Origin of the sequence: Bacteroides muris (ex Fokt et al. 2023) (genome assembly GCF_024704895.1) — a bacterium.
Classification (GTDB): domain Bacteria; phylum Bacteroidota; class Bacteroidia; order Bacteroidales; family Bacteroidaceae; genus Bacteroides; species Bacteroides muris.
The window spans coordinates 1-17,087 of record NZ_JAMZEE010000060.1 but is presented as its reverse complement, the minus strand read 5'-3'; the positions used below and the strand labels follow the sequence as shown (position 1 = coordinate 17,087).

Here is a 17,087-nt window from a genome sequence, read left to right as displayed (position 1 = left end):
TCGCGTACTAAGAACTTTGTAATCGGTTGTTTTACAGTCGACATAGTAATTGTATGCGGAAAAAAGGACGTTTACTTGAATGGATTCGATTCTATTTTTGATTCCCATAAGGAACAGGAATTAGCCGAAATGCAAGAAAAGTACAATCAACAAAAACTTATCAACGAAAAGAATCAACTAAAGATAGAAAAAGACAAAAATACCCGAAATGCACTGATAATATTGATTGTACTAATTTGTGTCATAGCAATTCTTATATACAACTATCAACATAAACTGATGAGGAAAGAACGCATCATACAAAAGAAAGAAGAAGGGATACGCCAAAGCATGATGCAAATAAGTGAAAATGAAATTGTAATCAAGCATAACCAATCGATGATGCAGGAACTTACCACCCAAATAGAAGCTAACAAAGACATGCAGGAACAATTAGAGGAACTAAACAGAACATACGCTGAAATACAACAACAAAACGAGGCACTGGCCCATGAAAACCATACTCTGCAAAGAAACATAGAACAATACTCTACCTCGCTCAACGCACAATCGGAAGAACTGAAAAGGCTGAATGAACTGACCGAAGAAAACCAACGGTTGCACGACAGGGAACGAATACTATCCAAACAATTAGTTAAAAACACCAAAGTACTAAACGAGCTGGTCATAGCCCCCAAATATGTTGATGTCACACAGTGGAGAAATATAGAAGAAGCCATCAACTCCATATTCGATAACTTCACAAAAAGACTATCAACAAAACTGCCCACCCTAACCGAATACGAAATACACCTTTGTTGCCTGATAAAACTCAATATGAATAATACCAATATGGCAACAGCCTTGGGTATTTCTCCCGCCTCGGTCTCCAAACAAAAATATCGGTTAAAGGAACACATTGCACAGCAAAACGAAACATCGGGGCGAAATCAAGCATTAGATTTATGGATTTGGGACTTCTAACAATATCAAACCAATTCTAAAAATATTATTACACTAAGTATACTACCCTTACGGCAAATGAGCGGGAACGGTTGATGCAAAAATTCGTTAGCAGAATTATCCTGTTTTGACGGCAATTAGAAAAATGTTTTATATTTGCATCATATTCCATCATATTTATAACAATACGCAATGAAAAATGTCTATTTTACTACAGTCATAGTAGCATCAGCTATTCTCTTATTTTTCACCGCTTGTTCTTCAAAAAAACACTCTTCCATATCACTGCCGGAGCTGATACATGCAGAAGCTATCATGTATGAGTACCCAGACAGCGCATTGCATATATTACAGAATATGGAAATGCCGGATGCTGCGCAGAAATTGGAACATGCCACTTGGGCATTGTTGATGACTCAAGCAAAATATAAGATGTATATAGAGCAAAATGATTCATTAGCCAACATTGCATATGACTACTTTATGAAGCAGGAGGATGCACAACGGAAAGCATTGGTGCTGTATTTGAGGGGAGGAATCTACCATAACAATAAAGATATAGAAAAAGCGCAAGAATTTTTCCTTAAAGCTACAGAATATGAAAAAATGGCAAATGACTATCAATTATGCCATCTTATTAATGCAGAATTAGGGAGCATATATGTACTCCATTCTTATAATGAATATGCACTTAATGCTTTCAACAAAGCATACCAATATGCACTTCAAGCCAGCACTCCTAAATATATCATAGCTTCACAAATCTATCTCGGCAGAACTTATACAGAACTTAAGCAATATAACTCTGCTATTGATTTCTACCAAAAAGCTATTGAAAATGCTCAAAAACAACACAATTTTCCCAAAGTAGCAGCCGCGTCAAACGAACTATCTGGAGTTTATATGCAAATAAAAGATTATAAAAAAGCAATATATTATGCCAAACAGGCTATTAACAACAGTAAGGGAGCTATTAAAGAACAAGTGCATTTAGCTATCGGCAACATTTATAGCAATATTGGTCAAACAGATTCCGCATATTATCACCTAATTAAAGCTACATCACCCAACAAAAGTAATATTTTAACAGCGACCTCTGCTTATAATTCCCTCTATAAACTGAGCAAAAAAGAACATAAATATAAAGAAGCCATATCGTTTTGCGACAGTTTACTCAACGGATTAGATTCTGTATACAATTCGCATAAGAATCAAGAATTAGCCGAAATGCAAGAGAAATACAACCAGCAGAAACTCATCAACGAAAAGAATCAATTAAAGATAGAAAAAGATAGAAATACCCGTAACACCCTCATAGTTATCATTTTATTGATTTGTACGATAACATTTCTTATCTATACCTATCAGCGTAAGTTGATGAAAAAAGAGCGAATCATACAAAAAAAAGAGGAAGAGATACGCCACAGCATAATACAGATAAATGAAAATAAAATTTTAATCAGACAAAACCAGTCGAAAATGCAAGAACTTGCAATACAAATAGAAACCAACAAAGGAATGCAAGCACAACTTGAAGAACTCAACAAAACATATTCCAATGTACAAAAACAGAATGAAATGCTAATCATAGAGAACAAAAAGCTTCAAAAGAATATAGAACAATACATATTTTCTCTCAACACACAATCAGAGGAACTAAAAAAATTAAATAAACTAACAGAAGAGAGTCAACGTCTACACGACAGAGAAAGAACTTTATCCAAAAAATTGGTAAAAAACACCAAGATACTACACAACCTAATTACTACCCCAAAATACGTAGATACTACACAATGGAAAGATATTGAAGAATCTGTCAATGACATATTCGACCATTTTACAGACCGACTACAAAAAAAACTTCCTTTGTTGACGGAATATGAAGTGCATCTGTGTTGCCTTATAAAACTCAGCATGAATAATACCAATATTGCAACTGCTTTAGGCATCTCTCCAGCTTCTGTGTCTAAACAAAAATATCGTCTGAAAGAACACATACTACAACAAACAAATAAATTCAGTGAAAATCAGACCTTAGATTTATGGATTTGGGATTTCTGAGGAAGCCACTGTCCATTTTTAGGTTTTCACAAAGGAGGTAATAAGCTATAAAACAACTTATTACCTCCTATTTTATGTCTATATTAAGTCCTTACTACGTCTACGAATATTAGCTAATTATACTTTAACTTTGCAGCAATCAAATTAAATATTAGAATATTGTATGAAAAGAAAAATTGTATGCCAAGTAGTATTAATAGCAGGTATTACATCTTATCTTCTATTTATTCCGAATGTTTTTTCTTCTACTCGTGAGATTGTGTTTTCTCAAATTGAAGAAACAAATGAATTTATTGACATGAAAGGATTATGGGACAATATCGGAATAGAGCGCAGCCTCCCCACCATCCCTATCTCCGCCTACCTTTCCGGCAATTTCATCCACATCCAAAACGATAAACCGGATTGCGATATCACAATCCGCATCATCTGCCCGACCACCGGAGAAACGCAGTATCAGCAAATGATTCCTGAAACGGCCACTGCCAACATCCTCATTCCAATCAGCAACTTGCCATCGGGAACATACCTGCTGGAACTGACAGGGCCGGGCAACAGACACTTGGAAGGCAACTTCCATAAATAGGAATCAATGAATAATAACTCAAAATACAGAAGCATCATGAAACGAATCGACCTAAAGAAAGTGCTGCGCATGGACTTCATGATTCAGCACCGGTGCACAGGCACCCCCGAAGAGTTTGCCAGGAAACTGGATTTGTCGCGTTCCACATTCTTCGAGTACCTTGCTTATTTCCGTTATGAGCTGGGCACCGACATCCTTTACGACAAATATCAGAGCACGTACCACTACAATGGAGCCACGCTCTATTCGGCATTAGGATTAAAGTTGGACAACAACTAAACAACTGCCGCACAAATGTACAGTCTGCTCTTCGACATACGGCAGGAGACCGGCAGGGTAAGAGTCACCGTCCGATTGGCATGCCTGATAAGCAGGAAAGGAAATGAAGTGTACTATACGGACAGTTCCGATTCCGTCTTCACCTCCGGACTGCTGAAAAAAGGCATCGGACGAGTGCTATACCCCGACGACCTGCACTGGTTTGTCCCCGACCTGACGCTGCTCGACCTCCTGTTGCAGGAACGTGCGGCACTCTATCGCCGGCACGGGATAGACTACCTCTTTGTGACCACGCAGGAAGAGGCGCAAAACGGCAAACTGGATGCCGAAACGCTCTATCTGCCTCCTTCGCCCTACACGCCCCTGTCGAAAGGAGTAAGGGAAGCCGACTTCATCGAAAAACTGGAGGAGATAAAAGAGAGACGTGCGGCAACAGTCATCATCGGCATACTGGAGAAAGGGAACGGCTGCACAGACAACGCAGAACAGGCATACCAAGCCATCAGGAGGCACAGTGCAGACCACCCGGACCATCAGTTTGTAGTGCTGACCAACCAAGGGAAAGCAGACGAAAAGCTGTTTGCACTGCCCGACAACATTGCCGTCTACCGTCCGCAAGACTTGCAGGCACTGCTGCCCCTATGCGACCTGGCACTGGTGGCAGACGACTGGAACATACAGACCGAATGCGTCTTTGCCCACGTACCTGCCTTGGTGCTGCCGCCAATGGAAATACGCCGAATGACACCACACAAGCTGAGCCGACGCATAACGGACATGCTGGGCAACCGGGAATACCTTGTGGAGCAGCAAAAGACCCTGTGCAAACTCTATGAACAGGAGAACCAACGGCTGGACGAGGTGGCAGACCGGCTGATACAATACATAGACACCAAAAAACAGAAACGATGAAGAAATTTCCATTCTACAAGCAACTGGACGGCATGGACTGCGGCCCCACCTGCCTGCGCATGATAGCCCGGCACTACGGAAAGACGTTCTCCGTGCAGCAACTGCGGGAGCAATCGTTCATCCAGCGCACCGGAGTGAACCTGCTGGGCATCAGCGAAGCGGCAGCAAGCATAGGGCTGCGCGCCACCGGCATCCGCACCACCATGGAAAGGCTGAAATCGCAAGCCAAACTGCCGTGCATACTGCACTGGAACCAGGAGCACTTCGTGGTGCTATACAAAGTGGAGAAAAAAAGAGGGAAAACCTTCTTCTACATTGCCGACCCTGCCTACGGACTGCTGAAATACGAAGAAGCGGAACTGAAAAACTGCTGGATCAGCACCCGGCAAGGAGGCATGGAGAAAGGTATCGCACTGCTGATTGACGTCACCCCGCAGTTCTATGAGGCGGAACCCATCAAGTATGAGAAACTCTCGCTCTGGTATCTGCTGCACTACGTGCGCCCCTACCGGAAAGCCTTGGTGCAACTGGTGGTGGGCCTGCTGGCAGGAAGCATCCTGCAACTGGTGTTCCCCTTCCTGACACAGACCATCGTAGACCAAGGTATAGGTCACCGGAACCTGAACTTCATCTGGCTGATACTGGCGGCACAGCTGATGCTGGTGTTCAGCCGCACCCTCATCGAGGTAATCCGCCGCTGCATCTTGCTGCACATCAGCACGAGGGTCAACGTGTCGCTCATCTCCGACTTCCTCTCCAAGCTGATGCGCCTGCCCATGAAGTTCTTCGACAGCAAGCTGGCAGGCGACCTGATAAGACGAATCGAAGACCACAACCAGATAGAGAGTTTCCTGACACAATCGGTGCTGCAAATACTCTTCGCTGCCATCACCGTGGCCATCTTCGGGGTGGTGCTTGCCGTCTACAGCTGGAAGATATTCCTCGTATTCGCCCTGTTCAGCCTGCTCTACATAGGCTGGGTGAGGCTCTTCATGCGCAAACGGGCCGACCTGAACCGGAAGAACTTCGAGCAAATGTCGTTGAACCAGAACAACCTGATGCAGCTGATTTACGGCATGCAGGACATCAAGCTGCTGGGATGCGAGCAGCAAAAGCGGTGGGAATGGGAAAATATCCAGGCTGCCTTGTTCCGCATCAACATGAGCTCGCTCAATCTGGGACAATGGCAGCAAGTGGGCGCCGTGCTCATCAACGAAGTGAAGAACATACTTATCACCGTGCTGTCGGCCACTGCCGTGCTGCAAGGAGACATCACGCTGGGCATCATGCTCTCCATACAGTACATCATCGGGCAGATGCAAGGCCCCGTCAGCCAGTTCGTGGCATTCATGCAGAGCACACAGGATGCCAGGCTAAGCCTGGAACGCCTGGGCGAAATACACGGAAAACCGGACGAAGAGGCAGACAACAACAGCCCGGAAGCGGACATCACGGGAAATGAAGACATACGGCTACAGAATGTGCTGTTCTCCTACGGATCGGAAAAATCAAGGCAGGTCATCAAGAACCTTTCACTGCACATTCCGGCAGGAAAGACTACAGCCATCGTAGGCCTCAGCGGAAGCGGAAAGACAACACTGGTGAAACTGATGCTGGGCTTTTATCCGCCCACCGGAGGAGACATCAGGATAGGAAACCGCCCGCTACAGCGCATCAGCTTCAAGGAATGGCGCAAGCATTGCGGAGTGGTGATGCAGGAAGGATTCATATTCGGCGACACCATAGCCGGAAACATCGCTCCCGACGGCGAGGCCATCGACAAGGAACGGATGCTCTATGCCGTGGAAATGGCAAACATACGCGACTTCATTGAATCGCTGCCGCTGAAATACAACACGAAAATAGGCAACACCGGACAAGGACTGAGCCAAGGGCAGAAGCAACGCCTGCTGATAGCACGCGCCATCTACCGCAACCCGGACTATCTGTTCTTTGACGAAGCCACCAACGCGCTCGACACCGACAACGAAAAGACCATACAGCACAACCTGGACTTGTTCTTCAAGAACAAGACGGTAATCATCGTGGCACACCGGCTCAGCACCGTAAGAAACGCCGACCAGATTGTTGTCCTGAAAGAAGGCGAAATCACAGAAAAAGGCACGCACGAGGAACTGATAGCCAAACAAGGAGACTACTTCCGATTAGTTAAAAACCAACTGGAACTCAGAGCATGACAGACCGAGATATGGAAGAGATTTATAAACCGGACACGAAGAAAGTGGAAATATACAGCCGAGACAGCAACGACATGCTGGGCGACATGCCCGACTGGCTGATACATACGGGAAGCTACATCGTATATGGGCTGGTGGCATTGCTGGTGGCAGGAGCAGCCTTGTTCCAGTATCCCGACACTGTGAAAAAGCACATACGCATAGACGACACAGGAAGCGTGGAGTGGATTACGGCGAACCGTGCCGGCATGATAGAAAGGTTCTTCGTGGAAAACCGGTCGCAGGTCAAAGAAAACGACACGCTGGGAATACTGAAAAACACGGCTTCGCTGAAAGACGTGAAAAGATTCTGCCAGGTACTGACCAATGTAGAGGAGTATTACCGCACCATGGACATCGGCTACCTGCAAGATTATCCCTTCGACCTGATTATGGGAGAAATGACCCCGGCATACGAACAATTCACACAAGCCGTAAGGGCCTGCCTGATGTATCGGGAGTTCGACCTCTATCCGCAAAAGAAAAAGTATCTGGACAAGGAACTGGAAATACTCGCCCGGAGCGGAAAGGCGGACGAACTGGACCTGCTGAAAATAAAGCGGGAAATGTTCGACTTGGAAATCGACCATAAAATGGAGATGGCCCAACACCACAGGGCACTGGAGATAGCCTACGAGAACATGGTCAACAGCCTGAGAACATGGGACAGCAACAACTTGCTGAAAAGCCGCAACAAAGGAACCGTCATCTGGGGAAAGAGCTGGAGCATGAACCGGAAGATAAACGAAGGCGACACGCTATGCACCGTTGTCTCGCAGAAAAAAGGAAACCCGGTAGGACACATCAGACTATCGGAAAACGAGGTATCTGAAATAACCGCCGGCGACAAGGTGGACATCGCGCTGAACAAGTATCCAGCACATACGTATGGCACGTTATCAGGGAAAATCACCTCCATCTCCTTTGTCCCCTACAACAAAAGCTATGCGGTGGAGGTGGAATTCCCGGACGGAATGATTACCACCAAGGGGAAAAAACCGGATTATGAGATAGGCATGAGCGGACAAGCGGAAATCATCACATCGAGCAAAAGTGTGCTCGACAGGATATTCTCGCCTGTCATGCAGTTGTTCAAAGAAAGGAATTAAGATAACTTAAATAGATATGCAACATGGAACAGAAAGAATCAAAAAAGACTGTCGAAAAATGCGACCGGAAAAATCAGGAAGAAGAATTGCTGGACATCAACGAACTGATGGACGTGCAAGGAGGAACCGACACGGAACCTGTGAAGAATTGCGGATTAGGATGTTATTTGTCGGGAATCAACAACACCGGCCAAAAGGAAACAACCTCTGAAGACAATGATAAACCTTGATAAAGTATATCTGCTCAACCCGCACTATCACTTAAGGCATGACATACATCGGGTAGTGCTATTCTCCAGAGGCGGGACAGACCAAGACTGTTCCCGCAACTGGCAGACTTTCATACACCCGCTGCAAGCAGCCTTGCTAAGCTTTTTCACCCACAACCGGACTATAAGGGAAACTCTTCCGCTGCTTTGCGACTATTTCTGCAAAAGCCCCCGGACAATAGAAAAATGGGTGGCCGAATTCATTGAGAACCCGCAACCCATCTACACCAATTCGCAGCAAGGAAGAATCTACTTCCCTAAACGGGTGCTGATTGAGGCGGAAAAAGCCGAAGGGAATCTACGGTTCGACCGTCAGGATGCCGACAGCTTCATCTGGAAAAAACTGGACTTGAAAACCCGACGGCTCTACACCGGACCGGCAATAGTCACATTCATGCTGACAAACCGATGCATCACACATTGCCGATATTGCTATGCCGACACAAGCACGATAGCAGACACACCGTTGCCCACCGGACGCATCATGGAACTGATAGACGAAGCTGCCCAAATACAAGTGCGGCAGGTGAACCTGATTGGAGGGGAAGTGTTTTTGCACAAAGACTGGCAATCCGTCTTAAAGAAGTTAGTCGAACTGGATATCGCCCCCGAATATATATCAACCAAGATGCCCATGAACAGCGAAAGGATTGCCGCACTTACCGACATCGGTTACCGGGGAACCATACAAGTGTCGCTGGATGCTTGCGACGAGATAGTACTGCAAACATCCATCGGGACACGCAAAGGGTATACGGAAGCCGTGCTGGAAGGCCTGCAAATGCTGGACGAAAGCAGTTTGGACTATCAGGTTTCGTCCGTGCTGACCACTTACAATTGCGACATCGGCGTGCTGGCCCGCATGCTACAGAAACTCACTACGCTGAAACGGATACGAGACTGGCGAATTGTACCTGTAAGCAATTCCATCACAAAAGAAATCAATGAATTCATTTGCCTGAAGCCTAAACAAGAACAAATAGCCACTCTCTTCAAACAAATGCGCCCGCTTATGGCACAACACAGTTCCTTTCCCATCATCTTGGGAGAAGAGACCATGAACAAACAGTTCGGAAAGACGGAAGGGGGCAGTTGCAACTTCAGTGGCAGCGAATGCTCGGCACTTACCACACACCTTTTCATCCTGCCTGACGGACAAGCAACCATCTGCGAACAGCTTTACTGGAACCCGCATTTCATCATAGGAGATGTAGGCAGGAATAGCCTGAAAGAAGTATGGAATTCACAACGGGCGCTGCAACTGTACAATCTGACACGAAGCGACATCAGCACACGGAGCCAATGTCACAAGTGTGCATTGTTCGATTCTTGCTTCGGTTACCAGAACCGTTGCTGGAGTGATATAATAAAAGCTTATGGGGCTGATTGCTGGGACTTTCCGGACCCACGATGCAAATTTGCCCCAGAAATGAAAAACAGACTTGATTATGAGTGAAGACGAATTAGACAAAATCAAAAAATCGTTTGTACGTGCCAAAGATGGATGCAGCCTGGAAGTGGCATGCCTGCTGACCGTAATGAAGTATTATGGCGGAACGGAAGAGGTACAAAAACTGACAGAATGGTGCACCGTGGACGGCAAACTCTCTTTAGGCGGCATGAAACAAGCTGCTATCCGTGCCGGAATGCAGGCCGACTTACGCCTGTTAGACATCGAACTACTTGCCCGAATGAAACTGCCCATCATTCTTTTTGCCAAAAACGATTTCGGCAGAATCGGTTATGCCGTATGTTACGGAATGCACGGAGAGCGATTCATTGTGTGGGAACCAGACTTCGGACCCATGCAATATTGGCCCAAGGAGCTAAACACGCTATGGATAAAGGGCATTTGCATGACTCTGTTCCCCACTCCCGAATTTTCGGAGAAGGCGGACTATCACCTGAAGTGGTGGGAACTGTACGACTGGAGCAAGAAATGCAAACGGAAACTGAACCGATGGTGGGATTACTGGTCGGTAGAAATCTTTCCGCTATTCCGCTGGTAGGCACAGCCGTCGCTACCGGCGGACCAAGGACAAATGTATTCCTCCCCAGATTCCCAGCACAATAACCAGCAATGTCTGCACTGCATGCACTATCAGTGCAAAGACACCGGCATCTGTAGCATTCACGCCATAGAGCATCATCATGGTGATGACGGCAAAGTGCCAAGGTCCTGCCCCGTTGGGCGTGGGAACAATGACGGCAAAGGTACCACCGACAAACATCACCAGTCCGGCAAGGTACCCAAGGTGTTCTGTAAACTGAAAGCAATAGAAAGCAATATAGAAGTGGTAGAAATAGCAGAGCCAGATAAGAACCGTATAAAAGATGAACAGAGGCACATTGTTCACATCGCGGAGTGACAGAATCCCTTCCCATACATTCAGTGCCACCCCCTTCACCCTCTCAAAGAAAGAGAGCATGCGCAGCAGGTAATAAAGAAGCACCAACACACCGACTACACAAAAAAGAGCAACATAAAACCAAGGGGAAGTCAGCAGATACATCAGCGAGGGGATTTTTGTTCCGGTTTCAGCAAAAAATCGAAAAAAGACAGGCATCTGCAACAAAAAGGTGAGTCCGGCAATCAACAGAATACACAATGTATCAATCAGCCGTTCGGTCACCACGGTTCCAAGCGATTTGGCAAAAGAGACATTGTCATATCTGGCAAGCACTCCGCAACGGGAAACCTCGCCTATGCGAGGTAGTGCCAGATTGGCCGCATACGACACAAAAATGGCATCCACGCAATCACTCGTCACAGGACGGACACCAAGCGGTTTCAGCGTCTGTTTCCAACGCCAGCCGCGAACCACATGGCTCATGACACCGAAAAACAACGAAAATGACATCCACCACCAATTCGTACCACGCAGAAGCACTGCTCCGGCCCTCGAAAAATCAAAATCACGATACACCCAATAGAGGATAAAACCGCCCAAGAAAATGGGTAAGATGATTTTCAATATCTTTTTTAACAGCTTATTCATACGATATTCCCAAATTCTTCATTCTTCATTCTTCATTCTTCATCGAAAAGAACTACCTTTGCTCCGTATAAATATAGGTTGCTATTCACACTGCTACCTATATTCGCGGAGCAAAAGTAATGATTTAGTTGATAAATGAAATTAGTTAAACCTAAAAAGTTTCTCGGCCAGCATTTCCTGAAAGACCTGAAAGTGGCGCAGGACATTGCCGACACAGTAGATACCTGTCCCGGAATCCCCATCCTCGAAGTTGGTCCGGGAATGGGGGTACTGACCCAGTTCCTTCTGCCCAAAGAACGCAACGTCAAAGTAGTAGAACTGGACTACGAGTCAGTGGCCTACCTGCGGGAAGCCTATCCGCAACTGGAAGACAACATCATCGAGGACGATTTCCTCAAAATGAACCTGCAACAGTTGTTTGGCGGACATCCCTTTGTGCTGACAGGAAACTATCCATATAATATCTCCAGCCAGATATTCTTCAAAATGCTGGAATATAAGGACCTCATTCCCTGCTGTACGGGTATGATACAAAAGGAAGTAGCCGAACGTATAGCAGCCGGACCGGGCAGCAAGACATACGGAATCCTAAGCGTACTGATACAAGCATGGTACAAAGTAGAATACTTGTTTACAGTACACGAACATGTCTTCAATCCGCCCCCAAAAGTTAAAAGTGCCGTCATCCGCATGATGCGCAATGAAACGCATGATTTAGGGTGCGATGAAAAATTGTTCAAGCAAGTAGTGAAAACCACGTTCAACCAACGACGCAAGACTTTGCGAAACTCTATAAAACCGATACTCGGTAAAGACTGTCCACTGACGGAGGACGTATTATTTAATAAACGCCCGGAACAACTGTCCGTAAAGGAATTTATTCAGCTAACCAACCAGGTGGAGCAGGCATTGAAAACGATTAATGATTAATAGTTAGTGATTAAACACGAACAATCATGGAAATAGACGAAGAATACATAGAAAAAGTCAAAAGCCTGATAGAACAGAAAGACGCGGAAAATGTCAAAACACTTTTGACCGACCTACACCCGGCAGATATTGCAGAACTGTGCAATGACCTCGGCTTGGAGGAAGCCCGCTTCGTTTACCGCCTCCTTGACAACGAAACGGCAGCGGACGTACTGGTTGAAATGGACGAAGATGTCCGGAAAGAATTCCTGGAACTTCTTCCTTCGGAAACCATTGCCAAGCGTTTCGTGGATTATATGGACACGGACGATGCTGTAGACCTGATGCGCGAACTCGATGAGGACAAGCAGGAGGAAGTACTTTCGCACATCGAAGATATAGAACAGGCGGGTGACATCGTTGACCTGCTGAAATATGATGAAGACACTGCCGGTGGTTTGATGGGTACGGAAATGGTAACTGTCAATGAAAACTGGAGTATGCCGGAGTGTCTGAAGGAAATGCGCCTGCAAGCTGAAAAGTTAGATGAAATTTACTATGTATACGTCATCGACGACGAAGACCGTCTGCAAGGGGTATTCCCATTAAAGAAAATGATAACTTCCCCTTCTGTCTCTAAGGTAAAGCATGTGATGCGGAAAGATCCTATCTCCGTCCATGTAGACACCCCCATTGACGAAGTGGTACAAATCATCGAAAAGTATGACTTGGTGGCAGCTCCTGTTATAGACAGTATCGGACGTCTGGTAGGCCAGATTACCGTAGACGACGTCATGGACGAAGTCCGCGAACAGTCGGAACGTGACTACCAGCTGGCATCCGGTTTATCTCAAGATGTAGAAACGGACGACAATGTCATGCGCCAGACTTCTGCCCGCCTTCCATGGCTGCTCATCGGCATGCTGGGCGGTATAGGCAACTCCATGATATTGGGTAACTTCGACACGACTTTCGCCGCCCATCCGGAAATGGCCCTTTATATTCCGTTGATTGGCGGTACGGGTGGAAACGTAGGAACCCAGTCATCGGCCATCATCGTGCAAGGTCTTGCCAACAGTTCACTGGATGCCAAAGACATCTTCAAACAGGTAGCCAAGGAAGCGGTAGTAGCGGTCATCAATGCAACCATCATCTCTCTGCTGGTATACATCTATAATTTTATCCGGTTCGGAGCTACGGCCACGGTTACTTATTCCGTCTCCATCAGCCTTTTTGCAGTCGTCATGTTCGCTTCCATTTTCGGAACGCTGGTTCCCATGACTTTAGAGAAGTTGAAGGTTGACCCGGCCATTGCCACCGGTCCGTTTATCTCCATCACCAATGACATTATAGGTATGATGCTGTACATGGGCATCACTGTCTTACTGTCATAAAAACAAAAAATAGAAAAAAATCAAGGCTAATTGTATGAAGTAATCATTTTATTTCATTAATTTGTAACTTAATATAACCCAAACGGGAGGAACCCGTTTCTAAAAAAGTAAATACAATGACGGACACTCATGACACTAATCTCCCCGAAAAGCCGGTGGAATTAGAAGAAGAAAAGAAGGCAGCAGAGGTTTCTGAACCGGCAACAACAGAAACTCCCGCTGAAGAAATCGTTTCGGAAAAGCCGATAGAGCCAGTTCAGAAGCTTACGAAAGAGGAAATACTTACCAAACTCAAAGAGGTGGTTGCCGACGTGGAGAACGTGGCAAAACCTGAAATAGACAGTTTGAAGCAATCTTTCTACAAGCTGCACAATGCTGAACAGGAAGCGGCCAAAAAACTGTTTATTGAAAACGGAGGCGCCGCGGAGAACTTTGTTCCACAAACAGACAGTGTAGAGGAAGAGTTCAAGAATATCATGTCCGTCATCAAAGAAAAAAGAAATGCGCTCACAGCCGAACTGGAGAAGCAGAAGGAAATGAACCTGCAGATAAAGCTTTCCATCATCGAAGAGCTGAAGGAACTGGTTGAATCTCCGGATGACGCCAACAAAAGCTATACGGAGTTCAAGAAACTACAACAGCAATGGAACGAAGTTAAACTCGTTCCGCAAGCCAAGGTCAACGAGCTTTGGAAAAACTATCAATTGTATGTTGAGAAATTCTATGACCTTCTGAAACTGAACAATGAATTTCGCGAATACGATTTCAAGAAGAATTTGGAAATCAAGACACATCTTTGTGAAGCTGCCGAAAAGTTGGCAGATGAAGCTGATGTAGTTTCAGCTTTCCATCAGTTACAGAAGCTGCATCAGGAATTCCGTGATACGGGGCCGGTAGCCAAGGAACTACGCGACGAAATCTGGGCACGTTTCAAAGTTGCCTCTACGGCCGTAAACCGACGTCACCAACAACATTTCGAAGCGTTGAAGGAAGTGGAACAACACAATCTTGACCAAAAGACCGTAATTTGCGAAATCATAGAAACCATCGACTACAAAGAACTGACAAACTTTGCTTCTTGGGAGAGCAAGACGCAAGAAGTCATCGCACTGCAAAACAAATGGAAAACCATCGGTTTCGCTCCACAAAAAATGAATGTGAAGATTTTCGAACGTTTCCGCAAAGCGTGCGACGAGTTCTTCCGTAAAAAGGGAGAGTTCTTCAAGACCCTGAAGGAAGGTATGAACGAAAACCTGGAAAAGAAGCGTGCCTTGTGCGAAAAAGCAGAAGCTCTTAAGGACAGTACCGATTGGAAAACAACCGCCGATGAACTGACCAAACTCCAGAAAGAATGGAAAACCATCGGTCCGGTAGCCAAAAAATATTCGGATGCCGTATGGAAACGTTTCATCTCCGCTTGTGATTACTTCTTCGAACAAAAGAACAAAGCCACTTCTTCACAGCGCAGCGTAGAGCAGGAAAATCTGGAAAAGAAAAAAGCCATCATCGAAAAACTGAACGCTATCGATGACCAAATGGATACAGAGGAAACTATCCAACTGGTACGCAACCTCATGAAAGAGTGGAACGGCATAGGGCATGTACCTTTCAAAGAGAAAGACCGAATCTATAAGCAATATCACAGCCAAGTAGACAAATTGTTTGAACGCTTCAACATCAGCGCCTCCAACAAGAAGCTAAGTAACTTCAAGTCGACTATCAGCTCCATTCAGGAAGGTAGTCCACAAGCCCTTTACCGGGAACGCGAGAAATTGGTACGCGCCTTCGACAATATGAAGAACGATCTTCAGACATATGAAAACAATCTCGGCTTTTTGACCACTTCTTCCAAGAAGGGAAACAGTTTGCTGACAGAAATTAACCGCAAGGTGGAAAAGCTGAAAGCAGACATCGAACTTGTGAAAGAAAAGATAAAAATGGTAGACGAGAACATCAAAAACCAAGAATAACATACAAGATAAGACTTACTAAAAAAGGAATCCGCCTCTACAGCTATGCAGCCGTGGGGGCGGGTATATTTTTTATACACCTTATTAGTACAAGTTTCAATCATATAGTCATCGCGTACAGAGCCACCCGCTTGAACAATGTTTCTACTCCACTCTTATGGGCACGCTCAAAAGCCTCCCGGTAAATCTTGCACTTCGCGCTGAAACGCTCTATTGTTGCCCTGCATGTCGTGATGCTATGTGCCCCGTACGCCATCTTCGGGGAGAGTAGTACTTGCCGCTGATTGAAGTGGTCACCGTTTGTTGTTCATTCTTCATTTCCGATGTTTTTTGCTCACGAGGCGAGAAAAATCCCACATTGAATCCGAAGACACACTGCGTGATGGTGCGTTTAGATGATGTGGAATGGAACAGACCTCACTATGTACGAGCAATCGAACGTGCAGACAACAACCGTCTTTCTCAAGGCCACTTCTTCGGACAGAAGTTCAGGGTGCATAAAGTGGATAAGGGATAGCGTTGCTCTACAAATTGGAGAAGTGTACCATCAACCTTGTGAAGTCGAGCAAGGAATTGCCGGCTATCTCATCATCGGACATTTGGGGTTCAGTTTTAAAGATGAAGAGAATGAAAATGTGAATCAAATCATTTTTTTGTATATCAGATTATTTAAGAAACCGTCATCCTGTTCCTAAATTCTTTCGGCGTGCAGCCCCCCTGTCGTTTGAAGAAGCGGACGAAATGCTGCGGGTGCTGAAAGCCCAGCGATTCAGCAATCTGTTTGATTGTACTTGCCGAATCGAGCATCCGCTCTTTGGCTACGGTAATCATCCTCAATTGTATGTACTCCTGCGCCGTCTTGCCCGTTTCCTGTTTCACCAAATCCCCGAAATAATTGGGCGAAAGACAAATCTTGTCTGCGAAATACTTTACAGTCGGGATGCCTTCCTTCGCTGCCGTCCCCAAATAGAGATAATCGTCCAGAAGCCGCTCGAAACGAGCCAACGCATCGTGATTCATGTCCTCGCGCGTGATGAACTGCCTCTCGTAGAAACGCATGCAATAGTTGAGCAACACCTCGATGTTGGAAATGATAAGCGATTTGGAGAATTTGTCGATAGGAATGTTATGTTAATACTCGAAAGTGTACTATCTTTGCGTTCATATTAAAATTATCTGCCCAATGCCTTCCAATCGCCCCTACATAAGTTACTACGATTCATCTTTCCCGAAGTTTTAATGGAGTGTTTTGAGATCTCCGGCTGGCATGACGACTCTGTGAAAATCGAAGTCTGGCTTGATGAAAAACACTACCTGGAACGTTCCGATTACAAGAGTGGAACCGTGATTTCCCATGGTTTTACTGATGAGAAAGTGATTCAGGACTTTCCTCTTCGTGGCAAACCTGTTTATCTCCACG

General features: G+C 45.5%; 13 protein-coding genes and 4 pseudogenes. 15 read left to right on the top strand and 2 right to left on the bottom strand.

What is annotated here, in order from left to right:
- The 10 genes and pseudogenes from M1B78_RS17090 to M1B78_RS17045 form a co-directional block, all read left to right on the top strand.
- Positions 1-963 (top strand): annotated as a pseudogene (locus tag M1B78_RS17090) (tetratricopeptide repeat protein); the annotation flags it as partial.
- Positions 964-1,134: 171 nt separating this feature from the next.
- The gene (locus M1B78_RS17085) at positions 1,135-3,003 is read left to right on the top strand and encodes a tetratricopeptide repeat protein (protein ID WP_176469191.1); all 1,869 of its coding nucleotides are present in this window, start codon (positions 1,135-1,137) and stop codon (positions 3,001-3,003) included.
- A gap of 298 nt (positions 3,004-3,301) precedes the next feature.
- Positions 3,302-3,589 (top strand): DUF3244 domain-containing protein, encoded by a 288-nt coding sequence (locus tag M1B78_RS17080; RefSeq protein WP_257941328.1) that lies wholly within the window; start codon positions 3,302-3,304, stop codon positions 3,587-3,589.
- 36 nt (positions 3,590-3,625) lie between these two features.
- A complete protein-coding gene (locus tag M1B78_RS17075) occupies positions 3,626-3,868 on the top strand; it encodes a hypothetical protein (protein ID WP_257932023.1) in 243 nt (80 codons plus the stop codon).
- Positions 3,869-3,883: 15 nt separating this feature from the next.
- Positions 3,884-4,780, top strand: a complete 897-nt coding sequence (locus tag M1B78_RS17070) for a hypothetical protein (RefSeq protein ID WP_257941327.1) — start codon at positions 3,884-3,886, stop codon at positions 4,778-4,780.
- Positions 4,777-6,978: a peptidase domain-containing ABC transporter gene (locus tag M1B78_RS17065; protein WP_257941326.1), complete on the top strand. Its 2,202-nt coding sequence runs from the start codon at positions 4,777-4,779 to the stop codon at positions 6,976-6,978. The genes M1B78_RS17070 and M1B78_RS17065 overlap by 4 nt, the downstream gene beginning before the upstream one ends.
- Before the next feature lie 11 nt (positions 6,979-6,989).
- On the top strand, positions 6,990-8,126 hold the full coding sequence (locus M1B78_RS17060; protein ID WP_136011321.1) for an HlyD family efflux transporter periplasmic adaptor subunit: 1,137 nt from the start codon (positions 6,990-6,992) through the stop codon (positions 8,124-8,126).
- A gap of 23 nt (positions 8,127-8,149) precedes the next feature.
- A complete protein-coding gene (locus M1B78_RS17055; protein WP_136011320.1) occupies positions 8,150-8,356 on the top strand; it encodes a hypothetical protein in 207 nt (68 codons plus the stop codon).
- Positions 8,343-9,851 (top strand): radical SAM/SPASM domain-containing protein, encoded by a 1,509-nt coding sequence (locus M1B78_RS17050; RefSeq protein WP_257941325.1) that lies wholly within the window; start codon positions 8,343-8,345, stop codon positions 9,849-9,851. The genes M1B78_RS17055 and M1B78_RS17050 overlap by 14 nt, the downstream gene beginning before the upstream one ends.
- The gene (locus M1B78_RS17045; RefSeq protein WP_136011318.1) at positions 9,844-10,404 is read left to right on the top strand and encodes a cysteine peptidase family C39 domain-containing protein; all 561 of its coding nucleotides are present in this window, start codon (positions 9,844-9,846) and stop codon (positions 10,402-10,404) included. Before M1B78_RS17050 ends, M1B78_RS17045 begins: the two co-directional genes overlap by 8 nt.
- A 12-nt stretch (positions 10,405-10,416) precedes the next feature.
- Here the strand turns inward: M1B78_RS17045 and M1B78_RS17040 are convergent, their stop codons facing one another.
- Complete coding sequence (locus tag M1B78_RS17040) at positions 10,417-11,394, bottom strand: lysylphosphatidylglycerol synthase transmembrane domain-containing protein (RefSeq protein WP_136011317.1); 978 nt, start codon at positions 11,392-11,394, stop codon at positions 10,417-10,419.
- Positions 11,395-11,529: 135 nt separating this feature from the next.
- Between M1B78_RS17040 and rsmA the strand changes: the two genes are divergently transcribed.
- The 4 genes and pseudogenes from rsmA (at position 11,530) to M1B78_RS17020 (ending at position 16,306) form a co-directional block, all read left to right on the top strand.
- Positions 11,530-12,324, top strand: coding sequence for a 16S rRNA (adenine(1518)-N(6)/adenine(1519)-N(6))-dimethyltransferase RsmA (gene rsmA / locus M1B78_RS17035; protein ID WP_257932029.1), 795 nt, complete (start codon positions 11,530-11,532; stop codon positions 12,322-12,324).
- 26 nt (positions 12,325-12,350) lie between these two features.
- Complete coding sequence (mgtE, locus tag M1B78_RS17030; RefSeq protein ID WP_168354373.1) at positions 12,351-13,697, top strand: magnesium transporter; 1,347 nt, start codon at positions 12,351-12,353, stop codon at positions 13,695-13,697.
- A gap of 116 nt (positions 13,698-13,813) precedes the next feature.
- Complete coding sequence (locus M1B78_RS17025; protein ID WP_257941324.1) at positions 13,814-15,667, top strand: DUF349 domain-containing protein; 1,854 nt, start codon at positions 13,814-13,816, stop codon at positions 15,665-15,667.
- Between the two features lie 382 nt (positions 15,668-16,049).
- A pseudogene (locus tag M1B78_RS17020) lies at positions 16,050-16,306 on the top strand (hypothetical protein).
- 30 nt (positions 16,307-16,336) lie between these two features.
- Here the strand turns inward: M1B78_RS17020 and M1B78_RS17015 are convergent.
- A pseudogene (locus M1B78_RS17015) lies at positions 16,337-16,786 on the bottom strand (helix-turn-helix domain-containing protein); the annotation flags it as partial.
- 120 nt (positions 16,787-16,906) lie between these two features.
- Here M1B78_RS17015 and M1B78_RS17010 point away from each other — a divergent pair.
- Positions 16,907-17,087, top strand: a pseudogene (locus tag M1B78_RS17010) (ISAon1 family transposase N-terminal region protein); the annotation flags it as partial.